Source organism: Rathayibacter sp. VKM Ac-2928, assembly GCF_022815545.1.
In the GTDB taxonomy this organism is placed as follows: domain Bacteria; phylum Actinomycetota; class Actinomycetes; order Actinomycetales; family Microbacteriaceae; genus Rathayibacter; species Rathayibacter festucae.
This window is the reverse complement of the sequence record NZ_JALGRU010000002.1, coordinates 751,477-770,067: the sequence shown is the minus strand read 5'-3', so window position 1 is coordinate 770,067 and position 18,591 is coordinate 751,477. Positions and strand designations below refer to the sequence as shown.

The following is an 18,591-nucleotide window of genomic DNA, read 5'->3' as shown; positions in this document are numbered from 1 at the left end:
CGGCCTCGGCGGCCGCTCTCAGCGCGGGGTCGAGCGGGCGGCCTGCAGCCCCCAGAGCACCAGCGGGATCTGCAGCGGCAGACGCAGCAGCGTGATCGCCCGGGTCCGCGGGCGGCGGGCGTCGAGGGCCATCTGCACGTTGGCGGGGAAGACCCCGGCCATCAGGGCGGCGGAGGCGAGACCGCCGGCAGCGCGGGTCGGCGGCCAGAGCGTCGTCGCGGCGCAGGCGAGCTCCGCGACCCCCGAGACGAGCACCCAGCCTCGGGCGGAGCCGGGCATCGCCCGCGGGACGGCGCGCTCGAAGACGGCGGGGCGCGCGAGGTGGATCACGCCCGAGACCGCCATCGCGCCGACGAGCGCGAGCGGTCCGGCGCCGAGGCCCCTGCCGCTCCGGCGACGGGTGCGGCGGCTCATCGTCCCTGCGCGCCGCGCTCGAGCGGAGCGACGTGGTCGAGGATCCGGCGCCACTCTCGCACCAGCGCCAGCCGCCCGGTGCCGTCGACGGTCGCGGAGCGCGCGTCGGCGAGCCGGGAGCGGAACCAGCGCGCGTCCTCCGAGCCGGCGACCGGGTCCGCGTCGCCGTTCACGATCAGGACCTCGGCCGTGACCCGGTCGAGCTCGTCCGCCCAGGAGCCGTCGCGGAGCGCGACCAGGTCGGTCGCGGCGCCGCCGGGGCCCTGGCGCCAGCCCTCGCCGAGCATCCGCTCGAGCCGGTTGCGCAGCCCGCCGTGGCTCTCGAGGACCGGGTCGCCGGGGTCGACGCCGAGCGAGTCGAGGCCGGGCACGTCGGCGGGGAGCGTCGCGGCGATCCCCGCGGCGTCCTCGCCGGGCAGGGTCTGCCGCCGCTCCCACGCCGTCGTCGGGTGCACGAGAGCGCCGGCCTGCGGGGGAGCGGGGGTGCCGACGATCGCGATGCGGTCGACCAGGTCCGGGTGCCGTGCGGCGAGCGAGAGCGCGAAGGCGCCTCCGGAGCCCCAGCCGACCACGCCGACGCTGCCGAAGCGGGCGCCGTCGACGTCGCGGGCGGTGCGCTCGGAGCGGCGGAGGTACTCCGCGAGGTCGTCGGCGCGGTCCTGGACGCGGCCGTGCTGCGCGTCGACGGGATCGGAGGCGCCGTAGCCGGGGCGGTCGAGGATCAGCAGGTGCAGGCCCCACGGTCCGGTGACCAGCGGGTCGGGGTCGAAGCCGCCCGCGCCGGGAGTGGGGTGGCAGAACACGACCAGCCGGTCCGCGATCGGGTCGCCGGCGGCCGAGACGCCCATCCCGCGTCCGGACCGCAGCTCGAATCGGTGGTTCGCCATGTCTCCTCCAGAGTGCCGCCGTCGGTCGGCGGAGCGACCCCAGTCAACCGGAGGCGCGGGGTGCGCCGCTGGGGATTGTTCGGGGGCGTGGGCATCGTGGCCTCCCCGGGCCGCCCGCCGCCACCCCCTGGCGCGGTCCGTGCGGCGCGGAGGAGAGTGGGCGTTCCGGCAGAGCGCCGGGCGAAGGGAGAGCGGCGATGAGCAGCGACAGCAGCAACGGCACCGAGGACGAGAAGACCGAGAAGACCGAGGACCTCCCCGACGGCACCGGCACCGACACCTCCAGCGGCGGCGGCGACACGGACACCGTCTCGGGCGGCGAGCCGGACGACGAGTAGTCGCCGCGGCACGCTCGGCGACGAGAAGAGGGGCGCCACCGGTGATGCCGGTGACGCCCCTCTCGTCGTTCTCCGAGGTCAGACGACGGGGCCGTTGCCCTCGCTGGTCCGGCGGGTGACCTGCTCGCCGCTGGCGGGGTCGACCGCCGAGCGGGTGGTCGAGACGGCCTGGCGGCGGCGGGTCATCAGGACGAGGCCGAGGATGAGGCCCACGGCTCCGGCGGCCATCAGGATGTAGCCGACCAGCTTGAGGTCGACTCCCGACACCTGGACGTCCACGGCGAACGCGAGGACCGCGCCGACGACGAGGAGGAAGATCCCTGCTCCGATGCTCATACGTGCTCCTTCTGCGTGCGCCGGCGTGCGCGGGAGCGCGATGGGCACCGGCGGGCGACGCCCCACCGTAGTGCCGCGGCGGCCCGCCGCCGAAGCCCTATCCGCCACCGTCGGCCGGGGTGTAGGCGGGCCGCCCGTGCTGATCGAGCAGCCCGCGGAGCGGGCGTCTCAATCGGGGAGGACCAGCGGTGGTGACGTCCCATTCTGATCGAGTAGCCCGCGGAGCGGGCGTATCGAGATCCACCCGTGTCAGGACCTGGGTCTGCAGACCCGCCCTGCTGGGGACCGGGGTCTCGATACGCCCCTGCGGGGCGACTCGACCAGCATGAAGGGCTGCTGCCGCGTCCTTTCCCCACCGACCCCAGGCGGGCGATCGTCGGGAAACTGCTGCTGCGCCGTCCGGGGCTTCAACCCTGGACACGGCGCCGTATCGCAGCGATCGCCTCGTCCCCCGTCAGCTCACGGCGTGCGGCCCGCCCGATGATGGCGCGCAGCGCCGGATCCTCGACCTCGTGGCCTCCCAGCGCGAGAGCGGCTTCAGCGAACAGCAGATGCCGATCGATTTCGGCTCGACCCGGCTTGACCGCCCCGACCGGACGCGTCATTCCGACCTCCTTCGTCAGCATTGGTTGTCTTCTTGCAGACCGGACGCGCGCCTCAGGGCGCCTTCGATCTCGTCTCGTCCATGACTTCCGTCGCGATCCGGGTGAGCGTCTCCTCCGCCGGCAGCGTCGCCTGATCGGCCGGCGACAGCTCATACCGGCTCACGGCGACCGCCTGCGTCGAGCCGGCGAGGGAGTACTTGACCACAGTCTCGTTCTTGTCCGTCACGAGCAGGATCCCCACGGTGGGCGCATGGAGTTCGGGAATGCGCATCGTGTCGTCGACGAGTGCGACGTAGAAGCCGAGCTGGCCGGCATCGCGCGGATCGAATCTGCGGGTCTTCAGTTCGACGACGACGAACCGCACCTGCTGCCAGTTGAAGAACAGCAGGTCGACGAAGAAGTCGTCGCCGTCCACATCGAAGTGAACCTGACGTCCGACGAAGGAGAACCCTGCGCCGAGCTCGCGCAGAGTGTCGACCACCTGGAGGGTGAGTCGCTCCTCTAGTTCGCGCTCGCCGGCGTCGGAGTCGATCGCGAGGAAGTCGAGTGCGTACGGGTCCTTGGTGAGCTGCTGAGCGAGCTCCGAGTCACGGCGCTCCAGCGCGGACGAGAAGTTGGACGGAGCGGCTCCCGTTCGCTCGTGCAGTCGAGTCGCGATCTGGTGCTGCAGGACTGCTCGGCTCCACCCGTGCTCGACGTCCTGCGCGGCGTACCAGTCGCGGAGGCGCTGGTCGTCGAGCTTGTCCAGCAGCTGGATCGTGTGGCCCCACGGCAATTCGCCAACAGGCTGTTGGCGAATTAGATCCTCGGACGGCCACGCCTCTGCGAACCGCCGCGCGTAGCGCAGGTTCGACTCCGAGAAGCCCTTCATCGTCGGGAACTCAGCGCGGAGATCCGCCGCCAGCCGGGCGAGCACACCGCTTCCCCACGGCTCCGCCCGCTGCCGCTCGACGAGCGTGTGGCCGATGAACCACCACAGCGCGACGACCTCCGTGTTCGCGGTCCGCTGCACCGCGAACCGCGCCTCGTGCGCTCGACGGACGAGAAGCTCGAGTGTCTGCGCGTAGCCGTCCGGGAGCACCTGGGTCATCCCTCCAGTCTCGAACGGCGATCGCTGGAGTGCGGGGGATGGCGCCTGACGGTGGTGCGGCGACGCTCTGCGCGGCGGCGGCCCCCGGCTCAGCGGTCCGCGATGCGGAGCATCACGCGGGTGCGGTCGCCGCGGGAGACGATCCGCTCGATCACCATGAAGACGCGGTACTCGAGGCGGTACTTGCGGAGGAAGACGCGGCCGAGGCGCTCGACGGTGTCGGTGTCGGAGACGATGTGCGCCTCCGCCTCGAGTGCGGTCGCTCCGTCGGCGACGCGGCCGCGGCGGTCGCAGGGGACGAGGGTCACCCGCGGGTCGTTGCGCAGGCGCTTGACCTTGCCGCTCTTGCGGGGAGTCGTGACGATCAGGTCCGCGCCGTCCCGGGCGATCCACACCGGCGTCGACACTCCGACGCCCGTCTTCCGGAAGGTCGTGAGCGAGACGAACGAGGCGTCGGAGAGGGCCGCGAGAGCGGGCGAGAGGGTCATCCTCGAAGAGTAGGGGTGCGCGGGAGCGACTCCGCAAGCCTCCCTGGCAGCTCCGATCGCCGCCGTAGGGTGGAGGCATGACCGACCCGTCCCCCCTGATCGGTCCGATCCCGGCGCCCGAGCTCCACGTCATGACGTACAACATCCGCCGCCGCATGCCCCGCCTGACCGCCCGCGCGGTCGACCAGTGGGAGCGCCGGAAGCCCCTGGTGCGCCGGCTGCTGCAGGAGGAGAGCCCGTCGATCCTCGCGGTGCAGGAGGCGCTGCCCGATCAGGCGCAGTGGGTGCACGAGTCGCTCGGCGCCTCGTTCGAGGGCATGGGCTTCGGCCGCGACGCCGACCGCGGCGGTGAGCGGGTGATGCTCTTCGTCGACCGGAGCCGCTTCGCGGTGCGCGACTGGTCGCAGATCGCGCTGTCCGCGACTCCGGACGTCGCGGGCTCGCGCAGCTGGGGCAATCGGATCCCGCGCACCGCGGTGATCGCCGAGCTGACCGACCACGCGACGAACCGCGAGTTCACCGTCGTCGCGACGCACTTCGACCACCTCTCGCGGCGCTCGCGACTGCGCTCGGCCGAGCTGGTCGCCGAGCGGATCACCGACCTCGGCCTGCCCGCGATCGTGATGGGCGACACCAACACCGACGTCGGCACCGAGCCGTACCGGGCGCTGCTGGACGAGGGCGGGCTCGCGGACTCCTGGGTCGTCGCCGGCACGCACCTCACCCCGCACTGGGGCACCTACTCCAACTACCGCCCGCCGAAGGCCGGCCGCCGCATCGACTGGCTCACGGTCAGCGCCGGGGCCTTCGAGGTCGTCTCGGCGGCGATCAACGCGACCCGCTACGGCACGGCGCCGGGCTCGGACCACGAGGCGGTCCAGGCCGTCCTCCGCTTCACGAAGCCGTGACCCGACCCGCCGTGAGAGCCCGCCCCGAGAACGAGCCCGTCCTGATCTCGACCTTCATGGAGCCTCCGCGCACCCGGGGCGAGTGGTTCGCCGACGCGGTCCGCGCCCTCGGCGCCGTGAGCATCGTCGCCGCGATGATCGGCTGGGATCTCGTCGACGTCGCCGTGCTCGCCCTCGCCGCGATCGGGCTGGTGCTGCCGCGGTTCCTCGGGATCCGCCCGGCGCTGGACGCCACCTTCGGACTGGCCCTGCTGGTCGCGTCCTGGAGCAGCGTGCTCGGGCTCTACCAGGCCTGGGCGTCGTGGGACCTCGTCGTGCACTTCGTGCTGAACGGGCTGGTCGCGGCCGTCGCCTACATCGTCGCCGCGCGCGCCGGCGTGGTGCCGACGGTGGCCGGCGACCGCGGGCCGCTCGCCCCGGCGATCGTGCTCTGCGCCTGCTTCGGCCTGTCGATGGGCGTGGTCTGGGAGTGGGGCGAGTGGGCCGGGCACCGCTTCGTCGACCCGTCGATCTTCGTCGGCTACGAGGACACGCTGGGCGACCTGGCGGCCGGCGCGGCCGGCTCGATCGCGGCCGGTGCGCTGATGCGCTTCTGGTCGGCGAAGAGCCGCGTCGTCGGCGGTCGGCGGTGACCCGCCGGCACAGCCTCCTCGCCCTCCTCGTCGTGCTGCTCTGGGGGCTGAACTTCGTCGTGATCGACGTGGGGCTCGCGGACGTGCCGCCGCTGCTGTTCCTGGCGATGCGGTTCACGGTGGTCGCGGTGCCGGCCGTGTTCCTCGTGCCGCGGCCGCAGGCGCCGCTGCGGACGGTCGCGACGATCGGCGCGTTCATGAGCCTCGGGCAGTTCGCGCTGCTCTACCTGGCGCTGGCGCTGGGGATGCCCGCGGGGCTCGCGTCGCTGGTGGTGCAGGCGCAGATCGTGCTGACGGTGCTGATCGCGGCCGTGCTGCTGAAGGAGCGGCCGACGCGGCGGCAGAGCATCGGCCTGGTCGTCGGCGTCGCCGGGCTCGTGGTCGTCGCCCTCTCGCACGGGGCCGTCGCGCCGTGGCTGCCGTTCGTGGTCTGCCTCGGCGGCGCGCTCTCCTGGGCGATCGGCAACGTGCTGACCCGGCGCGCGAAGGGCGCCTCGGGGCTCTCGCTGGTGGTCTGGTCGGCGCTGGTCGTGCCGATCCCGGCGCTGCTGCTCTCGCTGCTCGTCGACGGCGGGCCCGCGATCGCCGAGGCGATCCAGGGGCTCTCGCTCGCGGCGGTCCTCAGCACCCTGTACACGGCGGTGTTCGCGTCGCTGATCGGCTACGGCATCTGGAACTCGCTGCTCGCCCGCTACCCCGCCGCGTCGGTGGTGCCGTTCACGCTGCTGGTGCCGGTTGTCGGCGTGCTGTCGGCGTGGGTGCTGCTCGGCGAGGTGCCGTCGGTCGGCGTGCTGATCGGCGGCGCGGTGATGGTCGCGGGGCTCGCGGTCGCGACGATCCGCCGCGGCCGGCGCGATCCCGTCCTCGCCGCTGTCGGCGGTCCGGCGTAGTGTCGCCCGCATGTGCGGACGCTTCGCGATAGATTCCGAGACCGACGCTCTGATCGCGGAGTTCGTCGCGGCGGGCGGCCGGGCGGCCGACTGGGCGCCCGACTTCAGCGTCGCCCCGACCGACGCGGCGCCGATCGTGCGCGAGCACCGGCACGAGGAGTCGCTGGAGCGCGAGATCGAGCTGGCCTCCTGGGGGTTCCGGCCGTCGTGGGCGAAGGGGAAGGGGCCGTCGCCGATCAACGCGCGGCTCGAGACGGTCGCCTCGAACGGGCTGTTCCGCGGGGCCTTCGCCAAGCAGCGCGCCATCGTGCCGATGCGCGGCTACTACGAGTGGGAGGCGCGCGCCGACGGCAAGCAGCCGTGGTTCCTGCACGGGGAGGAGCCGATCCTCGCCGCGGCGGGTCTCTACGCGGCGCGCAAGGAGGGCGACGAGTGGCGGGTCTCCTTCACGATCATCACCCGCGAGGCCCGGGACGCGTCCGGCGAGGTGCACGACCGGATGCCCGTCTTCCTCACGCCCGACGTCCGCGACGCCTGGCTGAGCCCGGAGCCGCTCGCCTCCAGCGAGGAGATGCTCGCGACCCTCGACCGCGCGTCGGTCGCGGTCGCGTCGACGATCACGGCCTACCCGGTCGACCGCCGCGTGAACAACGCGCGGACGGTCGACCGCCACGACCCGGGGCTACTCGACCCGGTCCTCTGAGGCACGCCTTGCCGGAGAGCGGGGTCGGTCGCCACATCGCGCGCCAGGCAGCACTCCGCCCGGTCTGTCGGTGACCGTCGCGAATACCCTCGCCGGATGTGTTTCGCGCGCCTGTCCTCGCTGGTCCTTCTGCAGGGCGGAGGTCGGTATCAGCCGGGCCGACGACACCGTCGGCTCCTCTCGCGCTTGGACGACGAGGAGATCGCCACAGTCATGGGCCAGCGCGGGGGCATGGAGAGCGAGCCGCTGTCGGACGTCGCCGCTCGCTTCGGCGTCGTACTCGACGAAGCGTGAGCCTGAATCGACCTGCACGAACAGCACGCGCCTTCGGCCGCACGCGCGGGTCGAGGTCGCCTCGACCATCATGGTGTGCCCGGTCGACCGCTGCTCAGCTCCTCCGAGACGATGCACGATCAGCGACCTGGGAACGATCGCCGAATACGTGGGGGAAGCCATGCTGATCGAGTAGCCCGCGGAGCGGGCGTATCGAGATCCACTCACGTCGGAAGACGAGTCTGCAGACCGCCCTGTCGGGGACGGCGGGTCTCGATACGCCCCTGCGGGGCTACTCGACCAGCATGAGTGGACGCCGCGCGTCCTTCTCCTCACCACCGAGATGTGAAGCGGCTTAGCCGCTCGTTACGACGCGGGAGCGGTTACTTGGTTCCGGCGTGGCCCGGGAACGGCTTGCCGTTCAGGCTGACCTCGTCGGGGTCGACCTCGACGGTGCCGACGTCGTCGGCGCCGCCGGTGCCGGGGACGGAGACGACCTCGGCCGAGCCGGAGACCTCCGTCCGGCTGGTGGTGGGGTCCTGATTCTGGCGGACCTCGGTCTCGCGCTCGCTGCCGGGGGATTCGGCGCGGTCCTTCTCGACCTGCTCGCTGCTGGTCCGCGTCGCCGGAGCCGCGCCGTCCGTCGCGCCGATCGTCGATCCCTGCTCGTGCTCGTCCATGTGCCTCTGCCTTTCGTCGGGACCAGCCACGCTACGCGCGGCCCCTCGGGCGAGCACCCGCTTGACAGCTCGCGAGCCCCCCGTCGAGCCCTGCGGCTCGGAAGACGGACGTACTACCCTGGGGAGACGGTCGCACCGGGGGGCGCGGCGTTGCCGCAGCATCCGCCCGAGGAGGAACCGTGTCATCCCACCGAACGGGCGAGAACCGCGTCGTCGGCACGACGATCGGCGGTCGGTACACGATCGAGGAGCTGATCGGCCGGGGCGGGATGGCCACCGTGTACCGGGCGCGCGACGGGATCCTCGGCCGCTCGGTGGCGCTGAAGATGTTCGCGCCGGGCATCGACGACGCGCAGGACCTCCAGCGCAAGTCGTCCGAGATCCGGCTGCTCGCGGCCCTCAACCACCCCGCGCTGGTGACGCTCTACGACGCCGACGACGGCGGCGACGACACCGGCGGCCAGGCCTACATGGTGATGGAGCTCGCCGAGGGACCGAGTCTCGCGGAGCGGCTGGCCAGCGGGCCCGTCCTGCCGAACGACGTCGCGTCGATGGCCGCCGACCTCGGCGAGGCCCTGCACACCGTGCACGCGGCCGGAGTGGTGCACCGCGACGTGAAGCCCTCCAACGTGCTGCTCGTGCCGAGCCCGCTGACGAGCCGCGAGTTCCGGCCCAAGCTCGCCGACTTCGGCATCGCCTACCTGATCGACGCGACCCGCATCACCTCGCCGGGCACGCTGATCGGCACCGCCGCCTACCTCAGCCCCGAGCAGGCGCACGGCGACGTGCTGACCTCGGCGAGTGACGTCTACTCCCTCGGCCTGGTGCTGCTCGAATCGCTGACCGGGCGCCGCCCCTTCACCGGATCGGCGATCGAGGTCACCCTCGCGCGCCTGCTGCGCGACCCGGAGGTGTCGGACTCGCTCGGCGGCGGCTGGTCGGCGCTGCTGAACGCGATGACGCGGCGCGAGCCGGCCGAGCGGCCCACGGCGATCGAGGTCGCGGAGTCGGCGCGCGCGCTGATCGATCCGCGCCGCGACGGACCGCCGACGGCGATCGTCGTCCCCGACGTGCCGGTCCGGGAGCCCGCCGGACCGCCGCCGACCGAGCGGATGCCCGCGACCGAGCGCTTCGCTCCGACCGCGGCCGCGACCGAGCTGCTGGACGCGACGTCGGTGCTGCCCGTGGGGGCGACCGAGCTGCTGCCCGGCGCCGCTCCCGCGACCGCGACGACCACGCGGGTCGCGCCGAGCGCAGGGGTCACGCCGCCCGCCGCCGTCGCCCGACGCCGCACCGGGCCGAGCCCGTGGCTGATCGTCGTGGTGCTCGCGCTGGTCGCCGTGGCGGTCGGCCTCGTGATCGTGCTGTTCGACGGTCCGCAGTCGCCGCTGCCCGCCGTCGACGGGGAGCTCGGCGAGCACCTCCGTCAGCTGCGCGAGAGCATCCGCTCGTGAGGGGGCCGGGCCGACGGGGCGTGAGCCGGCGGGGCCTTCGACTGCGGGCCGGGGGTGCGGTGCTCGCCGCCGTGCTCGTGCTGTCGGGCTGCTCCGCCGCGGATCCGTCGATCGATGACGGCACCGCGCAGGCCCTCGACGACGCGGTCGTGGCGGTCGCCGAGAAGGCGTCGGCCGACGACTGGGCCGGAGCGCTCACCGCGCTCGACGCGCTCCAGGCGACGCTCGACGCGGCGGTCGCCGGCGGGAACGTCCGGGAGGACCGGGCCACGTCGATCAAGGCGCAGGCCGACCTCGTGCGCGCCGACCTCGCCGCGCTGATCGCCGCCGTGCCGGCGCCCGAGGAGTCGACCGAGCCCGAGCCGGAGGAGACCACTCCCGTCGAGGAGGAGCCGCCCGCCGAGGAGACCCCGGAGGAGGAGACGCCGGCCCCGGTCGAGAGTCCCGAGGAGGAGCCGTCGCCGACGCCCGAGGAGACCGAGCCGGCCGAACCCGTCGAGCCGACCGAGCCGCCCGAGGAGGAGTCGCCGGCGCCTGCCGCCACGACGCCGGCCGCCGGTGCGCCCGCCGTGCAGGCGCCGGCGACGCAGGCTCCGGTCGAGGAGCCGGTCGAGGGACCGGGGAACTCCGGCGGGAACGGCGGCGGGAACGGCAACGGCCGCAGCCCGGAGAGCGGCCAGAACCCCGGCAACGGGAACGGCCCGGGGAAGGGCTGAGCCCCTCCGCTCCCGCGACCTACTCCTCCGTGCGGACGACCGCGTAGGACGCGTCGAGGTCGACGTCCACGTCCGTGCCGTCGGCGCGGGTGACCTCGACGTCGAAGGCGTGGTCGGCGTCGTCGCTGCGCTCGGCCTCGGTGACCGTGCCGCCGCCGACCGCGGCGATCGCGGCCTCGCTCGCGCGGGTCAGCTCCTCGCCGACGAGGTCGTCGGGGTCGACCGCGCCGGTGACGCCGGTGGTGCTGTCCTCGGTGGAGCCGGTCGTGCCGTCGTCCGTGCCGTCGTCCGTGCTGCCGCCGGTGCCGCGCACCGCGTCGTCGTCCGGGTCGACGACCAGCACGCCGAAGGAGTCGTCGAGCCGCACGTCGTACTCGAGGCCGTCGTCGCCGCGCAGCTCGAGCTCGTAGCCCGGCGTGCCGTCGTCGTCGCGCTCGGCCGAGGTGACGGTCCCGCCGCCGATCTCGGCGATCGCGACCTCGCTGGCGCGGTCGAGGTCGGCGCCTGTCAGCGCGTCCGAGCGCTCGAAGCCGTCGGTCGCGGCGAAGGCGATGCCCGTGCCGGCTCCGGCGAGCACGATCGCGCCCGCGACTCCGACGATGATCCCGGTCTTCTTCTTCATGATCCGCTCCGTCTCCGGCGCCGTTCCTCGACGCCGCAGACACTGTCCCGCGGCGCCGCTGAAGCCAGCCTGAAGCGGAGCGGACCCGCCACCGGTCAGCGCAGCGGCACCCGCAGCGTCACTCGCGCGCCGCCCCACGGCGACTCCTCGATCGCGACGCTCCCGCCGTGCGCCGCCGCGATCTCGGCGACGATCGCGAGCCCGAGCCCCGAGCCGCCGGCGTCGCGGGCGCGCCCCTCGTCCAGCCGCACGAAGCGCTCCAGCACCCGCTCGCGGTCGGCCGCCGGGATCCCCGGCCCGTCGTCGTCGACGACGAGCACCGCGGAGTCGCCTTCCGCGCGGGTCGCGATCGCCAGCCGCGCGGCGCGGTGCCGCACCGCGTTGTCGTCGAGGTTCCGCAGCGCCCGCCCGAGCAGCGCCTCGTCCGCCACCGCCTGCACCGGCGAGACGCCCGAGGCGTCCACGGCGATCCCGGAGTCGCGCAGCCGCCGGACCTCGCGCAGCGCCAGGTCGTCGAGGTCGACCGGCGCCGCGAGCACGGCCAGCCGCGCCTCGTCGGCGCGCGCCAGCAGCAGCAGGCCCTCGATCAGGCCACCCATCCGCACCGACTCCTCGGCCACCGTCCTCGCCAGCCGAGCCGCGTCGAGCCGGTCGGGGTGCGCGAGCGCGACCTCCGCGCTCTGCCGCAGGGCCGCGACCGGCGAGCGCAGCTCGTGCGAGGCGTCCGAGACGAACCGGCGCTGCCGCTCCTGGCCGTCCTCGAGCCGGCCGAGCATCCGATTCAGGGTCTGCGCGAGCCGGTCGATCTCGTCGCCGGAGCCGGGCTCCGCGACGCGGCGGTCCAGTGCCGCGGCGGTGACGGCGTCCGCCTCCGCGCGCATCCGGTCCACCGGCCGCAGGGCGCGGCCGACGACGATCCAGCAGACGATGGCGACGAAGGCGACCAGCAGCGGGACGGCGACCGCGAGCAGACCCGCGGTCGTCGCGAGCGCCTCCGCACGGCCCTCGTCGGGCACGCCGACGACGACGAGCGAGCCGTCGTCGAGCTCCTGCGTCGCGACGACCAGCGGATCCTCGTCCGCCGGCGTGGTCGTGAACGGCTCGTCGCGCTCCTCGGTCGCGAGCGCCGGCAGGTCGTCGGCGTCCTCGCCCGCGGCGGCCACGCGCCCGTCGACGATCAGCTGGACCACGCCCTCCGAGGCCCGCACCGCGTCCGCGCCGCCGCGCCCGACCAGGGTCGCGACCCGCTCCGCCTCGGTCTCGGCGGCCGTCGCGGCACTGCCCGCGAGCACCGAGGAGAGCACCAGCAGGAAGCCGGCCGCGCCGAGCACCGCCGCGAGGGCGACCACGGCGGTCGCCGCGAGCGTGATCCGGGAGCGCAGGGAGCGCCGCCGCGTCGTCCCGCCCCTCACGGCAGCACCGAGTAGCCCGCGCCGCGCTGGGTGCGGATGGTCTCGCGGCCGAACGGCCGATCGATCTTGTTGCGGAGCGTCCGGATGTAGACCTCGACGATGTTGGGATCGCCGTCGAAGTCGAAGTCCCAGACCGCGCCGAGCACATCGCGCTTGGAGACGATGTCGCCCGCCCGCGAGACGAGGTACTCCAGCACGCTGAACTCGCGGGCCGTGAGCGGGATCGCGACCCCGCCCCGCTCCACCCGGCGCGCGGCCGGATCGAGCACGAGATCGCCGACGGTCAGCACGGTGGGCCTCTCAGCGGCGCCGCGGCGGATCAGCGCCCGCAGCCGCGCGACCAGCACGGGGAAGGAGAACGGCTTGGTGAGGTAGTCGTCCGCGCCGGTGTCGAGCGCCTCGACCTGGTCGAGGTCGCCGTCCTTCGCGGTGAGCATCAGGATCGGCGTCCAGTCCTCGGCCGCGCGCAGCCGCTCGCAGACGCGGAAGCCGCTGATGTCGGGGAGCATCAGGTCGAGCACGATCGCCGCGTACTCCGCCTCCCGCGCGAGCCAGAGCGCGTCGGTGCCGTTCGTCGCGGTGTCGACCGCGAAGCCCTCGCCCTGCAGCCCCGCCTCGAGCGCGCCCAGCAGGTTGATCTCGTCGTCGACGATGAGGATGCGGATGGGAGCCTCCCGGTCTCGGCGCGGACGCCCAGGTTAACCCGCGCGTTCCCCGCGTGCGCTAAGACGGTCCGGTGACAGCCGACGCCTCCCTCGCCCGCCGCCTCGGCCTCCGCGACGCCGTCGTGATCGGGCTCGGCTCGATGATCGGCGCCGGGCTCTTCTCGGCCTTCGCCCCCGCTGCCGCGGCGGCCGGGCCGTGGCTGCTGGTCGGCCTCGCGCTGGCCGCGATCGTCGCCTGGGCGAACGCCTCCTCCACGGCGCAGCTCGCCGCGCAGTACCCCCGCTCGGGCGGCGCCTACCTCTCCGGCCGGGAGCGGCTGGGCGAGTGGCCCGGCTTCCTGGCCGGCTGGAGCTTCGTCGTCGGCAAGACCGCGAGCTGCGCCGCGATGGCGCTGACCGTCGCCGCCTACGCCGCGCCCGCGGGCTGGGAGCGACCGGTCGCGGTCGCCGCGGTCGTCGCGCTCGTCGCGGTGAACGTGCTCGGGGTGACCCGCACGGCGCTCGCGACGCGGATCCTGCTCTCGATCGTGCTCGTGGTGCTCGTCGTCGCGATGGCCGCGGCCGCCGCGTCCGGACCGGCGGTCGTCTCCGGCACCGACCGGCCCTTCGACGCCTACGGCGTGCTGCAGTCCGCCGGCCTGCTGTTCTTCGCCTTCGCCGGCTACGCCCGCCTCGCGACGATGGGGGAGGAGGTGCGCGACCCCGCCCGCACGATCCCTCGCGCGATCCTCGGCGCGCTCCTGCTCGCGGTCCTGCTCTACACGGTCGTCGGCGCCGGGCTGCTCGCGGCGCTCGGCCCGGAGCGGCTCGCCGCCTCGACGCAGCCGCTCGTCGACGCGGCCGCCGCCTGGCCGTGGACCGCGGTGCCGATCCGGGTGGGCGCGGCGGCGGCGAGCCTCGGTGCGCTGCTCGCGCTGATCGCGGGCATCGGGCGCACGAGCCTCGCGATGGCGCGGAACGGCGACCTGCCGCGGGCGCTCGCCGTGATCGACCCGGTCCGCAGCGTCCCGCGCCGCGCCGAGATCGCCGTCGGCCTGATCGTCGTCGTGCTGGTGCTCGTCGCCGACCTGCGCTCGGCGATCGGCTTCTCCTCGTTCGGCGTGCTGCTCTACTACCTGGTCGCGAACGTCGCGGCGCTGACCCAGGAGGCCCCGCACCGCCGCTACCCGCGCCCGCTGGCGGTCGTCGGCGTCGCCGGCTGCCTCCTGCTCGTGGCGACCCTCCCGCCCGCCTCGATCGCGGGCGGCGTCGCGGTGCTCGCCGCGGGCGCGGCCTACCGCCTCCTCGCTCAGTCGCGGGTGCGGCGGAGCAGCCAGACGAAGTAGGGCGCGCCGACCAGCGCGATCATCAGCCCCGCGGGCAGCTGCGAGGGCGCGATGAGCGTGCGGCCGAGGGTGTCCGCGACGAGGACGAGCAGGCCGCCGAGCAGCATCGCGACCGGGACGATGCGCCCGTGCCGCGCGCCGACCAGCGTCCGGGCCAGGTGCGGCGCGACCAGACCGACGAAGCCGACCGTGCCGACGGCGACGACGGCCAGCGAGGCGAGCACGGCGGCGAGGGCGAGCACGCCCAGGCGGGTGCGCTCGGGCCGGACGCCGAGGATCCGCGGGGTGTCCTCGTCGATCGCCAGCAGGTCGAGGCGGCGGCGCAGCCCGAGGAGCACCGGCAGCAGCACCAGGATCCCGAGCGCGACCGGCAGCACGTCCGGCAGCGAGCGGCCGTAGGTCGTGCCGGAGAGCCAGGTGAGGATCCGCGGGGTCCGCCACGGGTCGGAGCTCAGCAGCAGGAAGGCGGTCACGGCGCTCAGCGCGTAGCCGGCACCGATGCCGACGAGCACGAAGCGGTCCGGCTGCAGCCCGCCGCGCCAGGAGAGCAGCGCGATCGCGCCGAAGGTCGCGAGCCCCGCGGCGATCGCCATCGCGATCAGCACCGGCCGGCCGCCGCCGCCCAGCCCGGTGGTGACGACGATCACGGCACCGAGCCCAGCGCCGGCCGTGATCCCGAGCAGCCCCGGCTCGGCCAGCGGATTGCGCACGGTGCCCTGCACGGCGGTGCCGGCGAGAGCGAGCGCCCCGCCCGCGAGCACGGCCGCGGCGATGCGCGGCGCCCGCTCGTCGAGGGCGCGGGCGACGAGGTCCGGTGCCGCGCTCTGCAGCCAGAGGACGACGTCGCCGAGCCGCAGCTGCAGGCTCCCCGCGAGCAGGGCGAGCACGATCGTCACGGCGAGCAGGACGGCGACCACCCCGAGCACGACCCGGAACCGCCGCGCCGTCCGCAGCGTCGAGCGGACCGTCCGCGCCGACCGCGCCGCGCCGGCGTCGCACATCCGCAGGGCGAGGACCACGATGACGAGCCCGCCGAGCACCGCGGTCGGGATGCCCGTCGGGATGGCCGTGGCTCCCTCCGGGCTGAGGATCGCGCGCAGCAGCGCGTCGGCGAGCACGATCAGCGCGGCGCCGATCAGCGCCGACGCGGGCACCAGGAAGACGTGGCGGCGCAGCGCCGGCACCCGCGCGGCCAGGAGCCGGGTGAGGACGGGGGCGCCGAGGCCGACGAAGGCGATCGGCCCGGCCAGCGTCACCGAGGTGCTGGTGAGCAGGACCGCGCAGAGCACGGCGAGCGCCCGCGTCGAGCGGACCGGGACGCCCAGCGAGGCGGCGCCGTCCTCGCCGAGGCCGAGCACGTCGAGGCGGCGCGAGAGCAGCAGGGCGAGCGCGAGGACGACGACGATCAGCGGAGCGGCGCGCGCCGACGCGTCGATGTTGAGCTGCCCGAGCGAGCCGCTGCCCCAGGCGAAGAGCCCGGTGGTGTTCTCCCGGAAGAGGATCAGCAGCATCGCGGTGCCGGAGTCGAGCGCCATCGCGATGGCCGAGCCGGCCAGGATCAGCCGGGTGCTGGAGGTGCCCGCGGCCCGCCCGGTGAGCACCAGCACCAGCGCCGCCGCGGCGAGACCGCCGAGGAAGGCGACCCCGCTGGACGCCCAGAGCGGCACGGTCAGCGAGAAGGCGGCCACCGCGGTCAGGGCGAAGTAGGCGCCCGCGGTCACCGCGAGCGTGTCGGGGGAGGCGAGCGCGTTGCGCGAGATCGACTGCAGCAGCGCGCCGGCCGCGCCGAGGGCGAGGCCCACGGCGATGCCCGCGGACAGGCGCGGCAGCCGCGAGCCGGCGAAGACGTCGCCCGCCGAGACTCCGCCGACCGCCACGTCCTCGCCGAGCAGGGCGCGCAGCAGCCCGTCCGCGCCGATGCCCGAGGTGCCCTGGGTCAGGTGCCAGAGCCCGATGAGCACGACCGCGACGGCGAGGGCCGCGAGCACGCCGACGCCGCCGAGCGCCGCGCGCCGCCCGGAGGGGGCGGTCGCGCGGCGCTCGGCGGCGGTCGGCGTCGTCGTCACTCGCCGACGATGACGTCCACGAAGGCGTCGATGGCCTGCTCGCCGGACTTCGGTCCGCCCGCGCCCCAGACGCCGGGCGGGAACTCGAAGGCGCGGCCCTGCTGCACGGCGGGCAGCGCGGACCAGACCGGGCTCTTGGCGAGCTCGGTGACGTAGCTGTCGGGGGTGCCGTCGTTGGAGTAGACGAGGTTCGCCTCGCCGACCGCGGTCAGTCCCTCGACGTCGGTCTGCGCGAGTCCGTAGGAGGGGTCGACGCCGCCGCTGCCGTAGGAGTCGTTGATCTCGTCGGTCCAGGCGCCCTCGAGGCCCAGCTCCTCGCCGAGCTCGGTGAACAGCGCGCCCTTCCCGTAGGGGCGGATGACGACGTTGCCGCTCTCGATCCAGCCGTCGAAGAACACGAACTCCGGCGTCGCGAGCGCCGCCTCGGCGACCTCGGTCTTGGCGTCGGCGAGGTGCTGGTCGAACTCCGCGAGCACCGCGTCGGCGCGCTCGGTCCGGCCGGTGGCCTCGCCCAGGAGCGAGAACACCTCCTTCATGTTGTCGATCTGGCCGCTCGCGTCCGCGCCGATGGTGGCGAGCACGGGCACGTCGCGCTCCTCGAGCTGGGCGAGCAGCTCGTCGTCGGCGCTGTACGCCTCCATCACGATCAGGTCGGGGTCGAGGCCGTAGAGGGTGTCGAGGTCCGGCTCGCCGCGCTCGCCCACGTCCGCGGTGCTCGCGGGCAGCGTCTCGGCGCTGACGTAGGTGGCGTAGTCCTCGGTCGAGGCGGCGCCGACCGGGGCGACGCAGAGCGTCAGCAGGTCCTCGGTCTGCTGCCACTCCAGCACGACGATCCGCTCGGCGGGCGCGTCGAGCTCGACGGTGCGGCCGAGGCTGTCGGTGAGCGAGACGGCGCCGGTGGCGGTCGCGGTGTCGTCGGCGGCGCACTCGGCGGAGTCGACGGTGCCGGCCGCGTCGGCGCTCTCGACGGCGGTGGTTCCGCAGCCGGTGAGCAGGAGCACTCCGACGGCGGCCGCGGCCAGGGCGGCGGGGAGGAGGGGGGCTCGGGTCATTCTTCGGTGTCCTCTCGGGAACGGGCGGGGGTCTGGTCGTGCAGGCGGACGCTGTGCTTCGAGACGCTGTGCCGGCTGACGGGGTCGATGCGCAGGTGTCCGGTCCGCTCGTCCACGGCGACCTCGACCCGCAGTCCGTAGGCCGCCTCGATGTGCTCGGCGGTGAGCACGGCGAGCGGGTCGCCCTCGGCGAGGACGCGCCCGTCGCTCAGCAGCAGCAGGCGGTCGGCGACGCGCGCGGCGTGGTCGAGGTCGTGCAGCACGACGCCGATCGCGGCCCCGTGCACCTCGGCGAGATCGCGGATCAGGTCGAGCGTCTCCACCTGGTAGCGGAGGTCGAGGTGATTGGTCGGCTCGTCGAGCAGCACCACGCCGGTGTCCTGCGCGAGGCAGGCCGCGAGCCAGACCCGCTGCAGCTCGCCGCCGCTGAGCTCGCCGGCCGCGCGCTCCGCCATCGACAGCACCCCGGTGGTGGTCATCGCCTGCTCCACCGCCTCGCGGTCGCGGGCGGACGGCCCGGCGAAGGCCCGGCGGTGCGGGTGGCGGCCGAAGGCGACGACCTCCCGGACGCTGAGGCCCTGCGGAGCGGTGCGGCTCTGCGCGAAGAGGGTCACCTCGCGGGCGAAGTCGCGGCTGCTCAGCGCGGTCGCGGGGCGGCCGCCGTCGAGGGTGACGGCGCCGCCGCTCGGGGCGTGCAGCCGCGCGAGCGCGCGCAGCAGCGTCGACTTGCCCGAGCCGTTCGGCCCGACGAGCGCCGTCACCCGGCCGGGCTCGAGCCGCACCGAGACGCCGTCGACGACGGTGCGCCGGCCGAAGCCGAGCACGAGGTCGGAGCCGGCGAGGCGCGAGGACGGGCGCGCGGGCTCGGGGGAGGGAGGCATGGGAGGAGCGGATTCCTGCGTCGGAGGGGGAAGCGGGAGGGGATCCGCTGAGTAAGGGTTGGCTTACCTTCCTCAGGCTAGGCGGCCGCACCACCGTCCGCAATCGACTGCCGACGACACCGGATAGAGCGTTCCGGCCAGGTGCAGCCGCAAC

Annotated in this window: 21 protein-coding genes; 8 read left to right on the top strand and 13 right to left on the bottom strand. The window is 74.5% G+C overall.

Going from position 1 to position 18,591, the window contains the following annotated elements; genetic code table 11:
• Nucleotides 1-18: 18 nt before the first annotated feature.
• Entirely contained in the window at nt 19-414 is a 396-nt protein-coding gene (locus MT350_RS11060; protein WP_243600397.1) for a hypothetical protein, read from the bottom strand.
• Nucleotides 411-1,301 (bottom strand): alpha/beta fold hydrolase, encoded by an 891-nt coding sequence (locus MT350_RS11055; RefSeq protein ID WP_185020067.1) that lies wholly within the window; start codon nt 1,299-1,301, stop codon nt 411-413. Before MT350_RS11055 ends, MT350_RS11060 begins: the two co-directional genes overlap by 4 nt.
• Before the next feature lie 197 nt (nt 1,302-1,498).
• Between MT350_RS11055 and MT350_RS11050 the strand changes: the two genes are divergently transcribed.
• Complete coding sequence (locus tag MT350_RS11050) at nt 1,499-1,639, top strand: hypothetical protein (RefSeq protein WP_159423548.1); 141 nt, start codon at nt 1,499-1,501, stop codon at nt 1,637-1,639.
• Between the two features lie 78 nt (nt 1,640-1,717).
• On the opposite strand, the gene MT350_RS11045 is transcribed toward MT350_RS11050, so the two are convergent.
• The 4 genes from MT350_RS11045 to MT350_RS11030 all read right to left on the bottom strand — a co-directional run bounded on the left by MT350_RS11045 (nt 1,718) and on the right by MT350_RS11030 (nt 4,158).
• Complete coding sequence (locus MT350_RS11045; RefSeq protein ID WP_123444811.1) at nt 1,718-1,975, bottom strand: DUF6458 family protein; 258 nt, start codon at nt 1,973-1,975, stop codon at nt 1,718-1,720.
• Nucleotides 1,976-2,382: 407 nt separating this feature from the next.
• Entirely contained in the window at nt 2,383-2,601 is a 219-nt protein-coding gene (locus MT350_RS11040) for a hypothetical protein (RefSeq protein WP_243600398.1), read from the bottom strand.
• A gap of 31 nt (nt 2,602-2,632) precedes the next feature.
• Nucleotides 2,633-3,670, bottom strand: a complete 1,038-nt coding sequence (locus tag MT350_RS11035; protein WP_123734841.1) for a YhcG family protein — start codon at nt 3,668-3,670, stop codon at nt 2,633-2,635.
• Between the two features lie 89 nt (nt 3,671-3,759).
• Entirely contained in the window at nt 3,760-4,158 is a 399-nt protein-coding gene (locus MT350_RS11030) for a PPOX class F420-dependent oxidoreductase (RefSeq protein ID WP_123734842.1), read from the bottom strand.
• Between the two features lie 77 nt (nt 4,159-4,235).
• Between MT350_RS11030 and MT350_RS11025 the strand changes: the two genes are divergently transcribed.
• From MT350_RS11025 to MT350_RS11010, 4 genes are read left to right on the top strand one after another with little or no spacing between them, the layout of a single operon-like run.
• Nucleotides 4,236-5,066 carry an endonuclease/exonuclease/phosphatase family protein gene (locus MT350_RS11025; protein ID WP_243586100.1) on the top strand — a complete coding sequence of 277 codons (831 nt, stop codon included), beginning with the start codon at nt 4,236-4,238 and terminating at the stop codon, nt 5,064-5,066.
• An 11-nt stretch (nt 5,067-5,077) separates the two neighbouring features.
• A complete protein-coding gene (locus MT350_RS11020) occupies nt 5,078-5,698 on the top strand; it encodes a hypothetical protein (protein WP_243615911.1) in 621 nt (206 codons plus the stop codon).
• Nucleotides 5,695-6,588, top strand: a complete 894-nt coding sequence (locus MT350_RS11015) for an EamA family transporter (protein ID WP_243600400.1) — start codon at nt 5,695-5,697, stop codon at nt 6,586-6,588. Before MT350_RS11020 ends, MT350_RS11015 begins: the two co-directional genes overlap by 4 nt.
• A gap of 10 nt (nt 6,589-6,598) precedes the next feature.
• Nucleotides 6,599-7,291, top strand: a complete 693-nt coding sequence (locus tag MT350_RS11010) for an SOS response-associated peptidase (protein WP_243600401.1) — start codon at nt 6,599-6,601, stop codon at nt 7,289-7,291.
• Nucleotides 7,292-7,947: 656 nt separating this feature from the next.
• Here MT350_RS11010 and MT350_RS11005 read toward each other — a convergent pair.
• Nucleotides 7,948-8,244 carry a hypothetical protein gene (locus MT350_RS11005; protein ID WP_243600402.1) on the bottom strand — a complete coding sequence of 99 codons (297 nt, stop codon included), beginning with the start codon at nt 8,242-8,244 and terminating at the stop codon, nt 7,948-7,950.
• 179 nt (nt 8,245-8,423) lie between these two features.
• Here MT350_RS11005 and MT350_RS11000 point away from each other — a divergent pair, with 179 nt between their 5' ends.
• Nucleotides 8,424-9,698, top strand: a complete 1,275-nt coding sequence (locus tag MT350_RS11000; RefSeq protein ID WP_132434908.1) for a serine/threonine-protein kinase — start codon at nt 8,424-8,426, stop codon at nt 9,696-9,698.
• 59 nt (nt 9,699-9,757) lie between these two features.
• Nucleotides 9,758-10,414 carry a hypothetical protein gene (locus MT350_RS10995; RefSeq protein ID WP_243615910.1) on the top strand — a complete coding sequence of 219 codons (657 nt, stop codon included), beginning with the start codon at nt 9,758-9,760 and terminating at the stop codon, nt 10,412-10,414.
• 19 nt (nt 10,415-10,433) lie between these two features.
• On the opposite strand, the gene MT350_RS10990 is transcribed toward MT350_RS10995, so the two are convergent.
• The 3 genes from MT350_RS10990 to MT350_RS10980 all read right to left on the bottom strand — a co-directional run bounded on the left by MT350_RS10990 (nt 10,434) and on the right by MT350_RS10980 (nt 13,113).
• Nucleotides 10,434-11,036 carry a PepSY domain-containing protein gene (locus MT350_RS10990; RefSeq protein WP_243600404.1) on the bottom strand — a complete coding sequence of 201 codons (603 nt, stop codon included), beginning with the start codon at nt 11,034-11,036 and terminating at the stop codon, nt 10,434-10,436.
• A 95-nt stretch (nt 11,037-11,131) separates the two neighbouring features.
• Nucleotides 11,132-12,448 carry a cell wall metabolism sensor histidine kinase WalK gene (locus MT350_RS10985; RefSeq protein ID WP_243600405.1) on the bottom strand — a complete coding sequence of 439 codons (1,317 nt, stop codon included), beginning with the start codon at nt 12,446-12,448 and terminating at the stop codon, nt 11,132-11,134.
• On the bottom strand, nt 12,445-13,113 hold the full coding sequence (locus MT350_RS10980; protein ID WP_243600600.1) for a response regulator transcription factor: 669 nt from the start codon (nt 13,111-13,113) through the stop codon (nt 12,445-12,447). Before MT350_RS10980 ends, MT350_RS10985 begins: the two co-directional genes overlap by 4 nt.
• Before the next feature lie 71 nt (nt 13,114-13,184).
• On the opposite strand from MT350_RS10980, the gene MT350_RS10975 reads away from it, so the two are divergent.
• Complete coding sequence (locus tag MT350_RS10975; RefSeq protein WP_243600406.1) at nt 13,185-14,438, top strand: APC family permease; 1,254 nt, start codon at nt 13,185-13,187, stop codon at nt 14,436-14,438.
• Here MT350_RS10975 and MT350_RS10970 read toward each other — a convergent pair.
• Genes MT350_RS10970 through MT350_RS10960 form a run of 3 tightly spaced genes read right to left on the bottom strand, consistent with a single transcriptional unit; the run spans nt 14,402 to nt 18,437 of the window.
• Nucleotides 14,402-16,504 carry an iron ABC transporter permease gene (locus tag MT350_RS10970; RefSeq protein ID WP_243600407.1) on the bottom strand — a complete coding sequence of 701 codons (2,103 nt, stop codon included), beginning with the start codon at nt 16,502-16,504 and terminating at the stop codon, nt 14,402-14,404. The two genes, MT350_RS10975 and MT350_RS10970, sit on opposite strands and share 37 nt — an antisense overlap.
• Nucleotides 16,501-17,556 (bottom strand): ABC transporter substrate-binding protein, encoded by a 1,056-nt coding sequence (locus tag MT350_RS10965; RefSeq protein ID WP_243615909.1) that lies wholly within the window; start codon nt 17,554-17,556, stop codon nt 16,501-16,503. The genes MT350_RS10970 and MT350_RS10965 overlap by 4 nt, the downstream gene beginning before the upstream one ends.
• Nucleotides 17,553-18,437: an ABC transporter ATP-binding protein gene (locus MT350_RS10960; protein ID WP_243600408.1), complete on the bottom strand. Its 885-nt coding sequence runs from the start codon at nt 18,435-18,437 to the stop codon at nt 17,553-17,555. The genes MT350_RS10965 and MT350_RS10960 overlap by 4 nt, the downstream gene beginning before the upstream one ends.
• Nucleotides 18,438-18,591 lie beyond the last annotated feature (154 nt).

Excerpts from the sequence above, each read along its gene's own strand:
- MT350_RS11005 (WP_243600402.1), bottom strand. The coding sequence starts at position 8,244 with ATGGACGAGCACGAGCAGGGATCGACGATCGGCGCGACGGACGGCGCG.
- MT350_RS10990 (WP_243600404.1), bottom strand. The coding sequence starts at position 11,036 with ATGAAGAAGAAGACCGGGATCATCGTCGGAGTCGCGGGCGCGATCGTG.
- MT350_RS11030 (WP_123734842.1), bottom strand. The coding sequence starts at position 4,158 with ATGACCCTCTCGCCCGCTCTCGCGGCCCTCTCCGACGCCTCGTTCGTC.
- MT350_RS11040 (WP_243600398.1), bottom strand. The coding sequence starts at position 2,601 with ATGCTGACGAAGGAGGTCGGAATGACGCGTCCGGTCGGGGCGGTCAAG.
- MT350_RS10960 (WP_243600408.1), bottom strand. The coding sequence starts at position 18,437 with ATGCCTCCCTCCCCCGAGCCCGCGCGCCCGTCCTCGCGCCTCGCCGGC.
- MT350_RS11025 (WP_243586100.1), top strand. The coding sequence starts at position 4,236 with ATGACCGACCCGTCCCCCCTGATCGGTCCGATCCCGGCGCCCGAGCTC.
- MT350_RS10965 (WP_243615909.1), bottom strand. The coding sequence starts at position 17,556 with ATGACCCGAGCCCCCCTCCTCCCCGCCGCCCTGGCCGCGGCCGCCGTC.
- MT350_RS11010 (WP_243600401.1), top strand. The coding sequence starts at position 6,599 with ATGTGCGGACGCTTCGCGATAGATTCCGAGACCGACGCTCTGATCGCG.
- MT350_RS11045 (WP_123444811.1), bottom strand. The coding sequence starts at position 1,975 with ATGAGCATCGGAGCAGGGATCTTCCTCCTCGTCGTCGGCGCGGTCCTC.
- MT350_RS11060 (WP_243600397.1), bottom strand. The coding sequence starts at position 414 with ATGAGCCGCCGCACCCGTCGCCGGAGCGGCAGGGGCCTCGGCGCCGGA.
- MT350_RS11055 (WP_185020067.1), bottom strand. The coding sequence starts at position 1,301 with ATGGCGAACCACCGATTCGAGCTGCGGTCCGGACGCGGGATGGGCGTC.
- MT350_RS11035 (WP_123734841.1), bottom strand. The coding sequence starts at position 3,670 with ATGACCCAGGTGCTCCCGGACGGCTACGCGCAGACACTCGAGCTTCTC.
- MT350_RS11050 (WP_159423548.1), top strand. The coding sequence starts at position 1,499 with ATGAGCAGCGACAGCAGCAACGGCACCGAGGACGAGAAGACCGAGAAG.